General features: G+C 73.2%; 16 protein-coding genes. 8 read left to right on the top strand and 8 right to left on the bottom strand.

The window, feature by feature from the left end:
* Window positions 1–409: 409 nt before the first annotated feature.
* Window positions 410–1,255: a GntR family transcriptional regulator gene (locus tag O4U47_RS30160; RefSeq protein WP_270681397.1), complete on the bottom strand. Its 846-nt coding sequence runs from the start codon at window positions 1,253–1,255 to the stop codon at window positions 410–412.
* A gap of 8 nt (window positions 1,256–1,263) precedes the next feature.
* A complete protein-coding gene (locus O4U47_RS30155) occupies window positions 1,264–2,004 on the bottom strand; it encodes a GntR family transcriptional regulator (protein ID WP_270681396.1) in 741 nt (246 codons plus the stop codon).
* A 174-nt stretch (window positions 2,005–2,178) separates the two neighbouring features.
* On the opposite strand from O4U47_RS30155, the gene O4U47_RS30150 reads away from it, so the two are divergent.
* Window positions 2,179–2,394 carry a hypothetical protein gene (locus O4U47_RS30150; protein WP_270681395.1) on the top strand — a complete coding sequence of 72 codons (216 nt, stop codon included), beginning with the start codon at window positions 2,179–2,181 and terminating at the stop codon, window positions 2,392–2,394.
* Here the strand turns inward: O4U47_RS30150 and O4U47_RS30145 are convergent.
* Window positions 2,391–3,200 (bottom strand): GntR family transcriptional regulator, encoded by an 810-nt coding sequence (locus O4U47_RS30145; RefSeq protein WP_270681394.1) that lies wholly within the window; start codon window positions 3,198–3,200, stop codon window positions 2,391–2,393. The two genes, O4U47_RS30150 and O4U47_RS30145, sit on opposite strands and share 4 nt — an antisense overlap.
* Before the next feature lie 237 nt (window positions 3,201–3,437).
* Here O4U47_RS30145 and O4U47_RS30140 point away from each other — a divergent pair, with 237 nt between their 5' ends.
* Together O4U47_RS30140 and O4U47_RS30135 are read left to right on the top strand one after the other, a co-directional pair.
* Window positions 3,438–3,689, top strand: coding sequence for a hypothetical protein (locus O4U47_RS30140; protein ID WP_270681393.1), 252 nt, complete (start codon window positions 3,438–3,440; stop codon window positions 3,687–3,689).
* 352 nt (window positions 3,690–4,041) lie between these two features.
* Window positions 4,042–4,479, top strand: coding sequence for a DUF6292 family protein (locus O4U47_RS30135; protein ID WP_270681392.1), 438 nt, complete (start codon window positions 4,042–4,044; stop codon window positions 4,477–4,479).
* A 97-nt stretch (window positions 4,480–4,576) separates the two neighbouring features.
* On the opposite strand, the gene O4U47_RS30130 is transcribed toward O4U47_RS30135, so the two are convergent.
* The 3 genes from O4U47_RS30130 to O4U47_RS30120 all read right to left on the bottom strand — a co-directional run bounded on the left by O4U47_RS30130 (window position 4,577) and on the right by O4U47_RS30120 (window position 7,923).
* On the bottom strand, window positions 4,577–5,719 hold the full coding sequence (locus O4U47_RS30130; RefSeq protein WP_270681391.1) for a cystathionine gamma-synthase: 1,143 nt from the start codon (window positions 5,717–5,719) through the stop codon (window positions 4,577–4,579).
* A 37-nt stretch (window positions 5,720–5,756) separates the two neighbouring features.
* On the bottom strand, window positions 5,757–6,443 hold the full coding sequence (locus tag O4U47_RS30125; protein WP_270681390.1) for an acyltransferase: 687 nt from the start codon (window positions 6,441–6,443) through the stop codon (window positions 5,757–5,759).
* Between the two features lie 112 nt (window positions 6,444–6,555).
* Window positions 6,556–7,923: a cystathionine beta-synthase gene (locus O4U47_RS30120; RefSeq protein WP_270681389.1), complete on the bottom strand. Its 1,368-nt coding sequence runs from the start codon at window positions 7,921–7,923 to the stop codon at window positions 6,556–6,558.
* A 190-nt stretch (window positions 7,924–8,113) separates the two neighbouring features.
* Between O4U47_RS30120 and O4U47_RS30115 the strand changes: the two genes are divergently transcribed.
* From O4U47_RS30115 to O4U47_RS30105, 3 genes are all read left to right on the top strand, one after another.
* Window positions 8,114–9,184, top strand: a complete 1,071-nt coding sequence (locus O4U47_RS30115) for an SGNH/GDSL hydrolase family protein (RefSeq protein WP_270681388.1) — start codon at window positions 8,114–8,116, stop codon at window positions 9,182–9,184.
* 127 nt (window positions 9,185–9,311) lie between these two features.
* Window positions 9,312–10,535 (top strand): acetyl-CoA C-acetyltransferase, encoded by a 1,224-nt coding sequence (locus O4U47_RS30110; RefSeq protein ID WP_270681387.1) that lies wholly within the window; start codon window positions 9,312–9,314, stop codon window positions 10,533–10,535.
* Between the two features lie 169 nt (window positions 10,536–10,704).
* On the top strand, window positions 10,705–10,950 hold the full coding sequence (locus O4U47_RS30105; RefSeq protein ID WP_270681386.1) for a DUF4287 domain-containing protein: 246 nt from the start codon (window positions 10,705–10,707) through the stop codon (window positions 10,948–10,950).
* Between the two features lie 154 nt (window positions 10,951–11,104).
* On the opposite strand, the gene O4U47_RS30100 is transcribed toward O4U47_RS30105, so the two are convergent.
* Window positions 11,105–12,010: a Bax inhibitor-1/YccA family protein gene (locus O4U47_RS30100; RefSeq protein WP_270681385.1), complete on the bottom strand. Its 906-nt coding sequence runs from the start codon at window positions 12,008–12,010 to the stop codon at window positions 11,105–11,107.
* Between the two features lie 707 nt (window positions 12,011–12,717).
* On the opposite strand from O4U47_RS30100, the gene O4U47_RS30095 reads away from it, so the two are divergent.
* On the top strand, window positions 12,718–13,662 hold the full coding sequence (locus O4U47_RS30095; RefSeq protein ID WP_270681384.1) for a TauD/TfdA dioxygenase family protein: 945 nt from the start codon (window positions 12,718–12,720) through the stop codon (window positions 13,660–13,662).
* A 112-nt stretch (window positions 13,663–13,774) separates the two neighbouring features.
* Here O4U47_RS30095 and O4U47_RS30090 read toward each other — a convergent pair whose 3' ends face one another.
* Complete coding sequence (locus O4U47_RS30090) at window positions 13,775–14,695, bottom strand: dihydrodipicolinate synthase family protein (protein ID WP_270681383.1); 921 nt, start codon at window positions 14,693–14,695, stop codon at window positions 13,775–13,777.
* A gap of 71 nt (window positions 14,696–14,766) precedes the next feature.
* Here O4U47_RS30090 and O4U47_RS30085 point away from each other — a divergent pair, with 71 nt between their 5' ends.
* The gene (locus O4U47_RS30085; protein WP_270681382.1) at window positions 14,767–15,720 is read left to right on the top strand and encodes a LysR family transcriptional regulator; all 954 of its coding nucleotides are present in this window, start codon (window positions 14,767–14,769) and stop codon (window positions 15,718–15,720) included.
* The last annotated feature ends 341 nt before the right edge of the window (window positions 15,721–16,061 follow it).

Raw genomic sequence — 16,061 nt, 5'->3', positions numbered from 1 at the left:
GCTGTCATCCCGGCGGTTTTGGCAGCACATTTGTCGAGATCATCGCGAGGAGGGCGCCCCGGCGGCCCGGCGGACGGCGGGGCCCGTCAGCGGGGAACCGGCCGAGCCGCCCCCACCACCCGCACCGCGAGGAACCCGCCGGACGGCAAGCAGGCCCGGGGAACCGTGCCGCTCTCGCCGTCGCTGCCAAGCACAGCGACCACGCACACGCCTCTCGCTCGACAGCGTTGCCGCAAGGGCCGCCCACCTTCGTCGTCGCCGCCCTCTCCCTCGCACCCCGGCGGCCCGGCGGACGGCCGAGGCCCGTCAGCGGGGGACCAGCCGAGCCGCCCCCGCCACCGCGACCACGCAGACGCCGCGCGGCCGCCAACGGCGCAGGTAGGACCGCCACCCCGCCCGCCGTTGGTCCTCAAATCTCGAAGATGCTCACGTCCGAGGCCAGCAGGAGCAGTTCTCCCGGGGCGTCGCCGTCGGCGTACAGGAGTTGGTGGCGATCGGCCGGCATCACCGTCTCGGTGAAGCGGATCGCCCGCTCGCCCGCGTAGGCGACCCGTTCCTGGACCAGCAGTACGACGCCGGGGCGCAGGCCGAACGCGTCGGTCTCGGCCGGTGTCGGCATCCGCGCGCCCACCACGTCCCACGACCACGCGCGCTCGTGCCCCAGTTCGGCGAGGACCTGGTCGATGCCCCTGGCGATGCGCTCGGGCGACATCAGCTCGGTGCCGCCCGCGATGCCGTACGGCATGTGGCTGGTCTGCGACTCCCACAGCACCCCGTCGACGAACCGGTCGCAGCGGCGGACCACGATCCGCTGGTCGGCGGAGGAGGGTAGGGGCGTGGGCGGGGAGGCGGGCGCGGAGCCGGACGGGTCGGGCAGGCCCAGGCGCCGGGCGACCTTGGGGCGCGCCTCCTCGATGACGACCTTGATCTCCTCGACCACCGAGTCGTAGCCCTGCGCCCGCAGGTTCGGCGCGTAGCCGGTGTCGAAGCGCTCGGAGTCGCGGCCGCCGCTCACCCCTGTGGCCAGGTGGACGATCGGGCTGTACTCGCGCACCTCGGCCCCGCGCCCCGGCAGGATGCTGATCCTGCCCTCCTCCTGCAGGGTCCGCAGCGCCGTGCGGACCGTGCCGCGGGACACCCCGAAGCGGTCGGCCAGCTCCCCCTCGTGCGGGAGCCGCTCCCCCGGCTGGTAGTCGCCGCTCATCAGGGCCTGGCGGAGGTGCTCGGCCACGATCGTCCTCTTGGGCGCGCTCATCGCTGCCGTCAGTCCCTTCGGTATGCGCTGACGTCGTCGATCTCGTACTGGAACCGGGCGCCGTTCCCGGCGAACACCACCCATTCGAGCACGATCGGGCGGACCGCCGAGTAGCCGGTGCGGTACAGCTCCAGCACCGGCACCCCCTGCCCGATCGCCAGCTCCTCGGCCTCCTCCGGGGTGGGCATCCGGGTCTGCAGCTCGTCCACGTGGCCCGCCTGCGGGTGGCCGAGTCCGGCCAGCACGGCGGCCGCCCCCTCCGGCAGGTCGGCCGGGTGCATGAGCGGGCTGCCCTCGGCGATGTCCATCGGATAGTAGGAGGTGCGGCGCATCGCGCGGCGGCCGTCCACGTACCCGTGGGTGCGGCGCACCACCACCCGCTCCCCCTCCGGGATGCGGAGCCTGCTTCCGACCTCGGCCGACGCGCTCTCGATGAGCAGCTCGGCCACCCGCGCGCCCGCGCCGAAGGCGGCGAACTCGATGCCCGACCCGGTCTCCTTCGCCGAACGGTTGGCGTAGTAGGTCACCGGCAGCACGTCGTGCACGAAATGGCCCCGGCCCGGGTGGCTGACCACGAGCCCCTGGTTGCGCAGCATGCCCAGGGCCAGGCGCACGGTGTTGCGGGAGGCCTCGAAGCGCTCCTCCAGCTCCTTCTCCGAGGCCAGCCGGTCCCCCGGAGCGAGGTCTCCGCCCTGGATCTCCCTGCGGAGGACCCGGGCGATCCTCCGATATCTGCTCTCCTCGCGCATGAACCGTCCCTCGAGGGGTATGCAGCCTGTACCAACAAGTCCAAACCGCTGTCCTGGTCCCACCTCATCCATGGGTGGGACAACCGACGATACTCCGCGGATCGACGCCGATCCCGGCACCGACTCCCCCGCCGCACCCCCTGGCGGGTCCGAGACCGGGAAGGAGGGCGCCCCATGGCGGTCCTTCTGTTGGTCGCGGGGCTGGTGGTCACCGGCCTCGCGCTCGGCTTCCTGCTCGCCGTCTCCCTGGGCATCCGCAGCCGCGACCGGAAGGGCGGCTACCGGTCCCTGCGCGACGAGTCCGAAGGAGGCCCACTGTCGGCATCCGGGCGGCGCGTCGTCGGCCTGGCCTTCCGTGACGCCCCGAGGCCGCCCGCGCGCACCCGCTAGTGGTCGTAGATGTTCAGATCGGTCCCCGCGCGCAGCTGCTCGGGGGTCATCTCCCCCTCGAAGTACATGAGCTGGTGCCGGTCGGCCGGCATCAGCGTCTTGGTGAACCGGACCGGCTCGTCCCCCGAGTAGGCGAGCCGGTCGTGCACGATCAGGGGGATGCCCGGCCCGATCCCGAACAGCGTGGAGTCCTTCAGCGAGGGCATCTTGGCGCCCACCACGTCCCACGAGCGGGTCTGCGGGTAGCCCATCTCCGCCAGCAGGGTCCGGGTGCCGCGCTGGATGTCCTCGGGCGTCATGAGCTCGGAGCCCTGGTCCGACCCCTGGGCGAGCCGCCGCGGGTAGTAGGAGAGCTGCCGCTGCCAGAGGCGGCCGGCCAGGTAGCGGTCGCAGCGGCGGATGACGACGTAGCGGTCCTCCTCGGCGGGGCCCAGCTCCAGCAGGTCGGCGACGGTCGGCCCGGCGGACTCCACGATCACCCGGAGCCGCTGGTTGGGCTCGATCCCCTGCTCGGTGCGCATCCGCCGCACGTAGGCGGCGTACCGCTCGTCGTCGGCCTCGCCCTCGGCGGAGCTCGCCAGGTGGGTGGTGGGCCGGTAGCGGCGCACAGTGCTGCCACTGCCCTGCTTGATGTCGATCCGGCCGCGGTTGGTGAGCTCCTGCATGGCCCGGCGCACGGTGTTGCGCGAGGTGCCGTAGAGCTCCATCAGGCGGTCCTCGGTGGGAAGCGGCGCGCCGGGGGCGTAGCGGCCCTGGTCGATGTCCTCCATGAGGTCCTGGGCGATCTCCAGGTGCCGAGGCTCCATTGTCCGCTCCCGTTCGCCGATTCGTACCAATAATTCTACTCACCGGTCTTGACGCAACGCCGCCAGGAGCCGATGGTGATAATCATAGGAATGAATCTGATGAAGCTGAACAGGGGAACGCCGAAGAAGACGATCTTTCTCCCTCCCCCGGCCGCATCGGGTCCGTTCCTCACCCCGGAGAGCCTCCGGGGTCGCGTGGGACCCACGGGTCCGCGCGGTTCGAAAGGAGGATGAAAGATGCCCCTGGTCATCGGGATCCTGCTGCTGGTCCTGGTGGTGTTCTTCAGCACCCTGCTGGGGCTGCTGATCGCCGCCTCCATCGGGATCAAGCGCAACGACCGCGGCCGCTACCGCGCGCTGCGCGACGGAAGCGACACCCGCTCCTTCTCCGGCGCCGGCCGCACCGTCTCCGGGCTCTGCTTCCCCGAGAGCCTCGGCGACCGCGCCGACGCGGAGGGCCGGCGCGGCCGGACCGGCGCCCTGATCTGAGGGCGGCCGGTCCGCGCACGGAAACGGCCGCGGAGCGTCCCGAATGGACCGCGTGTCCGGCCCGCGCCGGACACGCCCGCCATTCGGGGCAACGAAAGGGATCCTGAGGACGAAAACGGACATCAATGTCCGTGGAGGGGCATGAGCACGCCGACCGGGAACGGTCGGAGATCATCACGGCTGCACAACACCCGCGCGCCCCATTGGCGCCGTGGGCCCACACCGCATATCCCTGACCGGAGACGGGGACGCGGCCACCCTGAACCCGAGCGCACACCCCTTCCTCTTCACTTTCGCATCGTCGCTTTCACAATGTCCTCATATTCCTCACAGTTCTAGACAAGGACGCGCCGTGAACGGAAACGGCCTGATGCCCGCGCCTTACACCCCCGCGTGGGTCCTGCTGCCCCAGCCCTACGTCGACGCGGTCGCCGCCGCGCTGGCCGAGGGCGGCACCGAGGTGCTCGACCACTGGAACGACCCGATGGACCCCCGCGACGCGACGGTCATCGCGCGCGGCGCCGACGGCGGGCGGCTGCGGTTCGTCTGGGACGAGGAGAGCGGCTGGCGCTTCGGCCCCATGGACGCCGACGGCTGGGTCGCCCTGGAGGACACCCGCTACCTGGCGCTGGGGCTGCTCCCCGCGCCCGGGGAGGTGGCCCGAGCCGCGCGGGCGGTCATCGCCGGGACCGAACGGGGCACCGCCGCGCGCCCGGTCCACCGCTCTTTCCGCGACTACGGGGACGGCCTCGACGCCCGCCTCGCGGCCTACGGCCGCACCGGGGCGTAAGCGCCGAAGAGGCGAGGGCGCCGCGGCGGCCTCCGCACGACAGCGCGGCCCCTCCCGGCTTCCCGGGAGGGGCCGCGGTCGCGGTCGGGCGCGCCGGTCAGTCCAGCGCCGCCAGCAGGTCGGCCACCAGGTCGTCGCCGGACTCGATGCCCACCGACAGCCGCACCAGGTCGGCGGGGACCTCCAGCGGGGACCCGGCGGTCGAGGCGTGCGTCATCCGCGCCGGGTGCTCGATCAGCGACTCCACCCCGCCCAGCGACTCGCCCAGCGTGAACACCTGCGTGCGCTCGCACATCCGCAGCGCCGCCTTCTCGCCGTCGCGCAGCCGGAAGGAGACCATCCCGCCGAAGCCGCGCATCTGCCGGGCCGCCAGCTTGTGCCCGGGGTGCTCGGCCAGCCCCGGGTAGACCACCTCGCTCACGCCCGGGTGGTGGCGCAGCGCGTCGGCGATCCGCTCGGCGTTGGCGCAGTGCCGGTCCATCCGCACGCCCAGCGTCTTGACCCCGCGCAGGGTGAGCCAGGCGTCGAAGGGTCCGGCGACCGCGCCCATGGTGTTCTGGTGGAAGGCCAGCCGCTCGCCCAGCTCCGGGTCGGCGACCACGAGGGCGCCGCCGACCACGTCGGAGTGGCCGCCCAGGTACTTGGTGGTGGAGTGGACCACCACGTCGGCCCCCAGGGTGAGCGGCCGCTGCAGGTAGGGCGAGGCGAAGGTGTTGTCCACGACGAGGAGCGCCCCGGCGTCGTGCGCGATCCCGGCCAGCGCCTCGATGTCGGTGATGTTGAGCAGCGGGTTGGTGGGCGTCTCGGTCCAGATCGCCACCGTCTCGGGCCGCACGGCCGCGCGCACCGCGTCCGGGTCGGTCTGCGGCACCGCCTCCCAGGCGACCCCCCAGCGCTCCAGCACCTTGGAGAAGAGCCGGAAGGTGCCGCCGTAGGCGTCGCCGGGGATGATCACGTGGTCGCCGGGCCCGGCGACCGTGCGCAGCAGGGTGTCCTCGGCCGCCATGCCGGACGCGAACCCCAGCCCCCGGGCGCCGGCCTCCAGCGCGGCCAGGCACTCCTCCAGCGCCTTGCGGGTGGGGTTGGCGGTGCGCGAGTACTCGTAGCCGCCGCGCAGACCGCCCACGCCGTCCTGGGCGTAGGTGCTGGTCTGGTAGATGGGGACGACGACCGCACCGGTCTCGGTGTCGGCCTCCTGACCGGCGTGGATCGCCAGCGTCTCAAACCCGTCGAACGTCATGGCGCCCACACTAGTGCGCACCGCCCGCCGGGGCCCTTCAGTCCGGCGGCGGGGCGGTGCCCGGGCAGCCGCGGCGCGCGGGGTGGGCGCCGTCGCCGTCCGGGCGCAGCGGCGGCTCCCACCCGGCCTCGTCGTCGTAGCGGCGCACCACCTTGCCGGGCACCCCGGCGATGACGCTGTGGTCGGCGTAGGCGCCGGGGCGCACCACGGTCCCGGCGGCCACCACGCAGTTGCGCCCGAGCCGCACCCCGGGCAGCACCACCGCGTTGGCGCCGATCCAGGTGCCCGACCCGATGCGGACCGGGGCGTCCTGCGGCCACTGCAGCCCCACGGGGGTGTGCGGGTCGCTGTACACGTGGTTCTGGTCGGTGATGTAGACGTAGGGGCCGGTGAAGACGTGGTCGCCGATCTCCACCGAGCAGTGCGCCACCACGTGCGAGCCGCGGCCGATGGTGCAGCCGTCGCCGATCCGCACCAGCGGCTCGGGGCCCAGGTCCATCCCGGGCAGCATCCCGGCGGACAGGGTGATGTCGGCGCCGATGAGGGTGTGCGCGCCCAGGGCGATCCACGGCTCGCCGAAGACCGTGGCGGTGGGGAAGGCGATGGAGGTGCCGGGCCCGTAGGCGGCGAACCGGCGCGCGGCGCGGGTGTCCGCGCGCACGTCGGCGTTGCGGCGGAGCCACCCCCACAGCCCGCGCGCGACCCAGGACGTCAGCCGTGCCACCTGCAGCCTCGAATCTACCGACGGGTAATACCGTGGTGAACTGTAATAGGCGCCGGCGCCGCCTCCGCCCGCGGCCCCCGCCCGACGGACGGGGGCCGGGCCGCGCCCGGGGCTACCCCGCCATGTGCGCCAGCAGGTCCTGGCGGGTGAGCACCCCGGCGGGCTTGCCGTCGCGCAGCACCACGAGCGCCCCGGCGCCGCGCAGCAGCTCCACGCACCGGCTGACCGGCTCGCCGCCGCCGACCACCGGCAGCGGCGCGCTCATGTGGTCGCCGACGGTGTCCTGCAGCCGCGCCCGGGAGGCGAACAGGGCGTCGAGCACGTCGCGCTCGGCGATGGAGCCGACCACCTCGGCCGCCATGACCGGCGGCTCCTCCTTCATCACGGGGACCTGGCTGACCCCGTACTCGCGCATGACCTCCACCGCCGTGCCCACCGTCTCGTGCGGGTGGACGTGCACGAACTCCGGCAGCGAGGCGCTCTTGGACGCGAGCACGTCCCCGGCGGTGGGCTCCTCGGTCCCGGTGGCCAGGAACCCGTAGTCGGCCATCCACTCGTCGTTGAAGATCTTCGCCAGGTAGCCGCGCCCGCCGTCGGGCAGCAGCACCACGATCACGTCGTCGGGGGAGGCGGTGGCGGCCACCCGCAGCGCCGCCTCCACCGCCGTGCCGCAGGAGCCGCCCACCAGCAGCGTCTCCTCCTTGGCCAGGCGGCGCGTCATCAGGAAGGAGTCCTTGTCGCTGACCGCGACGACGTCGTCGCAGACCGACGGGTCGTAGGTCTCGGGCCAGATGTCCTCGCCGACGCCCTCCACCAGGTAGGGGCGCCCGCTGCCGCCGGAGTAGACCGACCCCTCCGGGTCGGCGCCGATGACCTTGACCCGGCCCTCGGAGACCTCCTTGAGGTAGCGGCCGGCCCCGGTGATGGTGCCGCCGGTGCCGATGCCCGCGACGAAGTGGGTGATCCGCCCCTCGGTCTGCTCCCAGATCTCCGGGCCGGTGGACCGGTAGTGCGACTCGGGATTGTTCCGGTTGGCGTACTGGTCCGGCTTCCAGGCCCCGGGGATGGACTCGGCCAGGCGGTCGGAGACCGAGTAGTAGGAGTCCGGGTGGTCGGGGGCGACCGTGGTCGGGCACACCACCACCTCGGCGCCGTAGGCGCGCAGGACGGCGAGCTTGTCGTTGCCCACCTTGTCCGGGCAGACGAACACGCAGCGGTAGCCGCGCTGGGCGGCGACGATGGCCAGCCCCACCCCGGTGTTGCCGGAGGTCGGCTCGACGATGGTGCCCCCGGGGCCGATCAGCCCGTCCTTCTCGGCCTCCTCGACCATCCGGAGCGCGATGCGGTCCTTCACGGATCCGCCGGGGTTGAAGTACTCGACCTTGGCCAGCACGGTCGGCGCCAGGCCCTCGGTCACCTTGTTCAGCCGCAGCAGCGGGGTGTCTCCGACGAGATCGATCAACGACTGGTGCACCCGCATCGGGGCTCCCCTTCTGAACGCCATTGTCCGGGATGCCCGCCCCTGGTGGGGGCGGTCTCCCCTGGTGGCACCGACACTACAAGGGCGGCGCCGTCCCCGCCCGGGTCCGCCGGTGCGTACGGCGGCCCCGCGGGGGGCATCCTGCTATCGGACGAGGGGGACCGCCGCCCTTGGGGCAGAGGAGGGGGCAATGCTGCGCGCCGCACGGGCCAGGAGGATCGCGACCGCGACCGCGTTCGGCGGCGGCGGGCTCACCCTGCTCGGGGCCGGCACCATGGCGCTGCTGTACCTGCAGGCGCGCCTGGCCTACCGCGCCATCGGGTTCACCTCGTGGACGCCGCCGGAGGTGGAGGGCGTCTACGGCGGCGGCACCGGCCCACCCATCGAGTTCGCGATCCTCGGCGACTCCACCGCCGCCGGGTTCGCCCTGACCGACGGGCCGCAGACGCCCGGGGCGCTGCTGGCGGCCGGGATCTCCGAGGCCGCCCACCGCCCGGTGCGGCTGCGCAGTACCGCCAAGGTCGGCGCCACCTCGGCCGACCTGGTGCGCCAGGCCGGGCGGCTGGACGGGCCGCCCCCCGACCTGGCGGTGGTCTTCATCGGCGCCAACGACGTCATCCACCGGGTGCGCCCGGCCGACGCCGTGCACCACCTGCAGAGCGTGGTGCGCGCCCTGCACGCCCAGGGCGCCGCGGTCGTCGTGGCCACCTGCCCTGACCTGGGCAGCGTGCGCCCCATCGGGCAGCCGCTGCGCGCCGTGGCCCGCCGGGCCTCGCGCCAGCTCGCCGCCGCGCAGACCATCGCGGTGGTGGAGGAGGGCGGGCGCACCGTGTCACTGACCGACCTGCTCGCCGACGACTTCTCCGCCCGCCCCGAGGAGATGTTCGGCCCCGACCGGTTCCACCCCTCCGCGCGCGGGTACGCCCACGCGGCGACCGCGGTGCTGCCGTCGGCCTGCGCCGCCCTGGGGCTGCTGGCCGAGCTGGAGACGCCGCTGGACCGGCGCGGCGGCGAGGGCGTCCTGCCGGTGGACCGGGCCGCGGTGGAGGCCGCCGAGGAGCCGGGCATGGAGGTCAGCGGTGTGCAGGTGGCCGGGCGCGAGCGCGGGCCGCGCGGGCGCTGGGCCGCCCTGCTGCGCCGCGGCGGCCGGGCCCGCCCCGGGGCCGGGGCGCAGGGGGCCGGGCAGGCCGCGCAGACCGGGCAGGCCGGGGACACGGCGGGCGCCGGGGGTGCGGAGAGCACCGCGCCCACACGCGCCTGAGCCGCCGACGGCCGCCGGGGCACCCCGGCGCGACCGGTTCGGCGGCCGACAGGTTAACTTGCTGGTAATAACGGGATCTACCACGGCAGACCCGACGACCGTACAGACCATCGGAAGGGCCCCGAGCATGCCTGAAGCCGTCATCGTCGCGACCGCGCGCTCCCCCATCGGGCGCGCCTTCAAGGGGTCGCTGAAGGACCTGCGGGCCGACGACCTCACCGCCCAGATCATCACCGCGGCACTGGCCAAGGTGCCGCAGCTCGCCCCGAAGGACATCGACGACCTGCTGCTGGGCTGCGGCCTGCCCGGCGGTGAGCAGGGCAACAACCTGGCCCGGGTGATCGCGGTCCAGCTCGGCTGGGACACCGTGCCCGGGGCCACCCTGACCCGCTACTGCTCCTCCAGCCTGCAGACCACCCGGATGGCCTACCACGCCATCAAGGCCGGGGAGGGCGACGTGTTCGTCTCCGCCGGCGTGGAGATGGTCAGCCGGTTCACCAAGGGCAACAGCGACTCCCTGCCCGACACCAAGAACCCCGCGTTCACCCCGGCCGAGGAGCGCACCGCCCGCCGCGCCGAGGGCGGCGCCGGCACCTGGTACGACCCGCGCGAGGACGGCGAGCTGCCGGACGTCTACATCGCCATGGGCCAGACCGCCGAGAACGTGGCCCAGATGCGCGGCATCTCCCGGCAGCGCCAGGACGAGTTCGGCGTGCGCTCGCAGAACCGCGCCGAGGCCTCCATCGAGAACGGGTTCTGGTCCCGCGAGATCACCCCGGTCACGCTGCCGGACGGCACCGTCGCCGACGCCGACGACGGCCCCCGGCCCGGCACCTCCTACGAGAAGGTCTCCCAGCTCCAGCCGGTGTTCCGCCCGGACGGCACGGTGACCGCCGGGAACTGCTGCCCGCTCAACGACGGCGCCGCCGCCGTGGTCATCATGAGCGACACCAAGGCCGCCCAGCTCGGGCTGACCCCGCTGGCGCGGATCGTGTCCACCGGGGTGAGCGCGCTGTCCCCCGAGATCATGGGGCTGGGGCCGGTGGAGGCCTCCCGGCAGGCGCTGGGCCGGGCCAACATGACCATCTCCGACATCGACCTGGTCGAGATCAACGAGGCCTTCGCCGCCCAGGTGCTGCCGTCGGCCGACGACCTCGGCATCGACATCGAGAACCAGCTCAACGTCAACGGCGGGGCGATCGCCGTGGGCCACCCCTTCGGCATGACCGGTGCGCGCATCACCGGCACCCTGCTCAACGGGCTGCAGTTCCACGACAAGACCTTCGGCCTGGAGACCATGTGCGTGGGCGGCGGCCAGGGGATGGCGGCCGTCTTCGAGCGGCTGAGCTGACCGCGGGGGCCGACGAGGCGGGCGGATGCGGAGGAATCGGGGCGTCCCGGACCACCGGGGCGCCCCGGACCGCGAAACCGAGGGTAAAACCCTGTCACCGGGGCTTGTCCGAGGCTTCATCCTGTTGCAAGGTCGCAGGTAAGTGCCGCTCAGCATCGGAGGTGCACCCATGGCGGTGACCCACTCGCCGGAGATCCACGCCCAGTTGCTCGCCCGCATCCCGTCCGTCACCGGTCGCGACCTCCACGAGTGGTTCGACGCCCTCGACAAGGGGCCGTCACTGACCCGCTGCTCCGAGCGCAGCGCCTGGCTCGCCGACGAGTACGAGCTCAGCCGCGGTTACGCCCAGGCGATCGTGCAGGAGTACGTGCGCCGTCACCGGAGCCACCAGCCCATCCCGCGGCAGCGCTCCTGAGGCCGGGTCCCGAGGACGACCCACGACGGACGACCGGGCGTATCCCCGGCGCGGGAAAGGCGCCGCACCCCTTGGGTGCGGCGCCTTTCCCGTGTTCGGTCCGGCCCGTTTCCGGTCCGCTCCGAGGGCGGCCGGGCCGTTCAGACGGCTCGGGCTACTCGAAGAGCGTCTTGACGATCCAGATCATGCGCACGATCTCGATGTAGAGCCAGACCAGGGTCACCGTCAGGCCGAAGGCGAGCTGCCAGGAGAACTTCTCCGGCATGCCCATCGCGATGGCGTCGTCGACGTTCTTGAACTCGATCGCCAGCACGGCGGCGGCGATCACGATCGCGACGGCGCTGACGAGCAGGCCGAGCGGGCTGGCGGCGCGCAGGCCCAGACCGCCGTCGATGAAGAAGCTCAGCAGGAAGTTGGCCAGGATCAGGACGAGGAAGCCGATCGCCGCGGCCGAGACCACCTTGACGAAGGTGTTGGTGACGCGGATGACCTTGAACTTGTACAGCGCGAGCATCGTCCCGGCGACGAACATCGTGCCGAAGATCGCGGGCACCGCGAGGGAGCCCGTGGTGGAGTCGGTGATCCCGTTCGACGCCAGCTGCGCTTCGAGGAAGAAGCTGAACCCGCCGACGAAGAGCCCTTCAAAGGCGGCGTAGGCCAGGATGAGGGCCGGGTTGGTCGATCCCTTGAAGCCGATGATCAGGCCGAGGACCAGCCCGGTGAGGGCCCCGAGGAGGGTCAGGCCGATCGCGAGGCCGGGGTTGACCATCCACCCGATGAAGTAGTTGATGACCGCCGTGACGAGCACGGCCCCGAGCGTGATGCCGGTCTTGACGACGACGTCGTCGATGGTCAGCCGGCCCTGGGCGGGCGCCATGGGCGGCTGGCCGTAAGCGCCGGGCTGGGGGTAGCCGTAGGCGTCCTGTCCGTATCCGGGCTGGGGATGGCCGGGCTGTCCATACGGCTGCTGGTAGCCGCCGTATGCCTGCTGGCCGTACCCGCCGCCCTGACCGGACTGCATCGCCCGCTTCAGGACGGGATTGGAGCTCCTCATCCGCATGTCTGTGCAAGCCTTTCCAGGGCTGTGGGTCTACTGCCTACAACCTAACGTGCGACCCCCGCGCCGGGTTCCCGGGCGGTGTCACGGCTCGGACTCGCCTTGACAGACGTCGGACCTCTCCCCCATGCTCGGCGCCATGAGCACAGACCCCCGCCTCCTCCTGACGATCCGTCAGGGCCGACGCGACCGCGCCGTGGGCCGCGGTGCCGCCGGGGTGATCCGCCTCCGCGGCCGCCTGGGGTCTCCTCCTTTCAGCGTCTGATCCGGCGCACCTCTCAGCGCCGTCCCGGGCGACGATCCCGGCTCGCTTCCCTCCGCTTCGCCGTGCCGACGGACACCCGTCTCCTCAGGAGACCCGACTCCGCCGGACGTCCGTCGCCGTGATCCCGGTCCGCCGCCGATCCCTGTCCGCCCTTCGCTGACGTCCTCTTCGGCCCCCTGAGGCCGACCGACGCCGTTCCGTCCCGACCCGGCGGCGGCCGCGCCTGCCCGGACGCGTTCGCCAGAGCACGCCCACCCGTCCCACCGCACCCGACTCCATCACCCGACGCGGCTGCGCGACCACGTACCGCTGCGACCGGACCGCCCGGGCTCCCCAGGACACCCGGGCCGTCCGGATCCCCCGATCCCCGGTCCGGAGACCCCGCGACCGGTCCACCGATTGCGCTCCCGAAGGAAGTGCGCTCCCGAAGGAAAGGAACGACCTGATGACCATCGCCGAGAACCCGACAACGAATCCGGAAACGCGGCTGCGTGACGCGCGCACCGTGGACGAGGCCGTCGTCGAGGGGCCGCGCACGCTGCGCCGCCTCGCCGAGGGCCAGGAGTCCGCGCCGTACCGGCTGTTCGAGGCGCGCCCCCTCGGCCCGGTGGTCGGCGCCGAGATCCACGGGGTCGACCTGCGCGAGGAGATCTCCGAGGAGCTGCGGGCCGAGATTCACCGCGCGCTGCTGGAGTTCAAGGTCGTGTTCTTCCGCGACCAGCCGATCACCTCCGATCGGCAGCAGCAGATCGCCCGCATGTGGGGCGAGCTGGAGACCAACCCCTTCATCGACCAGGGTGACGACGCCGTCATCGCGCGCTTCGCCAAGGGGAAGATGCCTCCGAGCTACGAGAACGTCTGGCACACCGATGTGACGTGGCGGCGCGAGCCCGCCCTGGGGGCGATCCTCCGCCTCGTCGAGGTGCCGCCGCAGGGCGGGGACACCATGTGGGCCGACATGGCCGCCGCCTACGACAACCTCTCCGAGGATGTGAAGGCCCGCATCGACGGGGCGGTCGCCGAGCACGACGTGATCCCGGGCTTCGCGCGCTTCCTGGACCGGGAGCGGCTGCTGGAGTGGCAGGACCGGTTCCCGCCGGTGCACCACCCCGTGGTGCGCACCCACCCGGAGACGGGGCGCAAGACGCTGTTCGTCAACGTCTCCTTCACCACCCGCATCCTGGGCATGGAGCGCGAGGAGAGCGACGCGCTGCTGCGGCACCTGTTCCAGCAGGCACACGTGCCCGAGTACCAGGTGCGGTTCCGGTGGGAGAAGAACTCGATCGCGTTCTGGGACAACCGCGCCACGCAGCACTACGCGGTGAACGACTACCACCCGCACCCGCGCGTCGCCGAGCGCGTGGCCATCGTGGGGGACCGTCCGTACTAAAGGAACGCCTGTGGCCCCGGTCCGCTTCGGCCCGCTTCACTCAGGGGCGGGGCGGGGTTGACCGGGGGCCATGGCCGCGCGGCGGGGCCGGGGCCGCCCGGCGGTCCGTGCCTCAGCACGGGGTCAGCGCCTCGTGGCGGGCAGAGGTGTCGGCCAGGTGCGCGGCCCTGTCGACCGAGGCGGCGGAGGCCGCCAGCAGCGGCATCCGGACGGCCGGGCTGGGAATGCGGCCCTGGGCGTGCAGGACGCCCTTGATCACCGTCGGGTTCGGCTCGGCGAAGAGGGCGGCGGCCAGCCGGGCCAGGTCGGCGCCGAGCCTGCGGGCGGGTCCGGCGTCGCCGCGGCGCCACAGGGCGGCCAGTTCGGCGAAGTCGGCGGTGCGGATGTTGGCCGAGGCGGTGATCCCGCCGTGGGCGCCCGCCGCGAGGAGCGGCGACAGGACGATGTCGTCGCCGCCGAGCACGGCGAAGCCCTGCGGCGGGTGGTCGAGCAGTTCGATCGTGGTCGCGTCGATCGCGCCGGTGGCGTGCTTGACCCCGACGACCTCGGGCAGGCGGCCGAGCGCGGCGAGCGTCCCGGCGCTGAGGGGCTGCCCGGTCCGGGCGGGGATGTCGTAGACGACCAGCGGCAGGCCGCCCTGCTCGGCCAGCGCGGTGAAGTGGGCGAGCGTCGCGGCCTCGCCCGGGCGGATGTAGGGCGGGGCGGGGACGAGGGCCGCGGCGGCGTCGCCGTCGGCGGCCAGTTCGCGCAGGGAGGCGATGGCGGAGGCGGTGTCGTTGGTGCCGACGCCGATGACCAGCGGGGCGCCGTGCTCCCGGCAGGCGGCGGCGCAGACGCGCACCACGGTCCGCCTCTCCTCCGGGGTCAGCGTGGCCGACTCGGCGGTGGTGCCGAGGGCGACGAGCCCGGAGGCCCCGGCCGCCAGCGCGTCGTCGGCGAGGCGGACGAGTGCGCCCCGGTCCAGGCGCAGGTCGTCGGTGAAGGGGGTGATCAGCGGGACGTACAGGCCGGTGAGGATCGGTTCGGAGGTCATGCCCCCAGCCTCGCCGAGGTCGACACCGTAGGTCCATTTCCGATTTCTGGCGAAACACCTAAGCTGTTCTTATGCTCGATGTGCGCCGCCTCCACCTGCTCCGCGAACTGGACCGGCGGGGCACCATCGCGGCCGTGGCCGATGCCCTGACCTTCACCGCCTCCGCGGTCTCCCAGCAGCTCAGCGCATTGGAACGGGAGGCGGGTGTGCCTCTGCTGGAGCGCAGCGGCAGGCGGGTGGTCCTCACCCCCGCGGGCCGGACCCTCGTCCAGCACGCCGACGCCGTGCTGGAACGCCTCGAACTGGCGGTGGCCGAACTCGCCGGGGCGCGGGAAGGCATCGGCGGGCCGCTTCGGGTGGGGACCTTCCCCTCGGGCGGCCACACCATCCTTCCCGCCGCGCTTGCCGAGCTGGCCCGGCGGCACCCGGCGCTGGAGCCGATGGTGCAGGAGATCGACTCGGCGCGCGTCTCCGACGGCCTGCGGGCGGGCGACCTGGACGCGGCGCTCGTGCACGACTACGACTTCGTCCCCGCGTCACCGGACACCACGGTGGACGAGGTGTCCCTGTTGGAAGAGCCGATGTATCTCGCGACAGGCGCGGACCCCGGTACGGCTCCTCCCCCGGGTACCGACACGTCGTCGGAGGGCGCGGGGCGCTCCGGCACCCTCGCGGAGCTGCTCGGCCCCTACGCCGACGCCCCGTGGATCACCGCGCGGGACGGGACGACCGGGCACGCGACGGTCGTGCGCGCCTGCCAGGCGGCCGGGTTCCAGCCGAGGATCCGCCACCAGGTCAACGACTTCCGCACGGTGCTGTCGCTGGCCGCCATCGGGCAGGGGGTGGGGTTCGTCCCGGAGATCGCCACCACTCCCACTCCCGTGGGGGCGGTACTGACCCGGCTTCCGGTCTTCCGCCGGTCGAAGGTCGCCTTCCGGACGGGAGGCGGCGAGCACCCGGCGGTCGCCGCCTTCGTGGACGCGGCACGGGTCGCGGTCGACGGACGCCCCGGCGGCGACGAGTGAACACCAAGGCTCTGACCGGCCGCCGGGCTGTCGGAGTGTGAGAGAGAAGGCGGCGACGACGGAGGGCAGCGGCCCATGCGGGAGTGCTGTCGGCTACCCGGCGTGTGCGTGGTCACCGTGGTTGGCGGCGACGGCAGAAGCCGACCGGTTCCCCGGCCCTGCCCGCCGTCTGCCCGGACCCTCGCGGTACAGGTGGGCGGCGCGGCCGGGAAGGTGAGGTCTGTTCGCGTTCCTGGCGGCCGCCGGGCCCGCGCCTCGGAGCCTCGGGTGGGCCGTCCGGGGGCGGGTTCGTCGAGGTGCGCCTGGTGGCCGGTATCGGGCCCCGGATTCCGGCCACCAGG

The organism is Nocardiopsis suaedae (assembly GCF_027706745.1).
Taxonomy (GTDB): domain Bacteria; phylum Actinomycetota; class Actinomycetes; order Streptosporangiales; family Streptosporangiaceae; genus Nocardiopsis_A; species Nocardiopsis_A suaedae.
The sequence above is the reverse complement of the archived record's forward strand: the minus strand, read 5'-3'. Positions and strand labels throughout refer to the sequence as shown.

Coding starts and splice junctions, on each gene's coding strand:
- O4U47_RS30100 (WP_270681385.1), bottom strand. CDS start 12,010: ATGCGGATGAGGAGCTCCAATCCCGTCCTGAAGCGGGCGATGCAGTCC.
- O4U47_RS30145 (WP_270681394.1), bottom strand. CDS start 3,200: ATGGAGCCTCGGCACCTGGAGATCGCCCAGGACCTCATGGAGGACATC.
- O4U47_RS30150 (WP_270681395.1), top strand. CDS start 2,179: ATGGCGGTCCTTCTGTTGGTCGCGGGGCTGGTGGTCACCGGCCTCGCG.
- O4U47_RS30155 (WP_270681396.1), bottom strand. CDS start 2,004: ATGCGCGAGGAGAGCAGATATCGGAGGATCGCCCGGGTCCTCCGCAGG.
- O4U47_RS30110 (WP_270681387.1), top strand. CDS start 9,312: ATGCCTGAAGCCGTCATCGTCGCGACCGCGCGCTCCCCCATCGGGCGC.
- O4U47_RS30095 (WP_270681384.1), top strand. CDS start 12,718: ATGACCATCGCCGAGAACCCGACAACGAATCCGGAAACGCGGCTGCGT.
- O4U47_RS30105 (WP_270681386.1), top strand. CDS start 10,705: ATGGCGGTGACCCACTCGCCGGAGATCCACGCCCAGTTGCTCGCCCGC.
- O4U47_RS30130 (WP_270681391.1), bottom strand. CDS start 5,719: ATGACGTTCGACGGGTTTGAGACGCTGGCGATCCACGCCGGTCAGGAG.
- O4U47_RS30120 (WP_270681389.1), bottom strand. CDS start 7,923: ATGCGGGTGCACCAGTCGTTGATCGATCTCGTCGGAGACACCCCGCTG.
- O4U47_RS30140 (WP_270681393.1), top strand. CDS start 3,438: ATGCCCCTGGTCATCGGGATCCTGCTGCTGGTCCTGGTGGTGTTCTTC.
- O4U47_RS30115 (WP_270681388.1), top strand. CDS start 8,114: ATGCTGCGCGCCGCACGGGCCAGGAGGATCGCGACCGCGACCGCGTTC.
- O4U47_RS30085 (WP_270681382.1), top strand. CDS start 14,767: ATGCTCGATGTGCGCCGCCTCCACCTGCTCCGCGAACTGGACCGGCGG.
- O4U47_RS30090 (WP_270681383.1), bottom strand. CDS start 14,695: ATGACCTCCGAACCGATCCTCACCGGCCTGTACGTCCCGCTGATCACC.
- O4U47_RS30160 (WP_270681397.1), bottom strand. CDS start 1,255: ATGAGCGCGCCCAAGAGGACGATCGTGGCCGAGCACCTCCGCCAGGCC.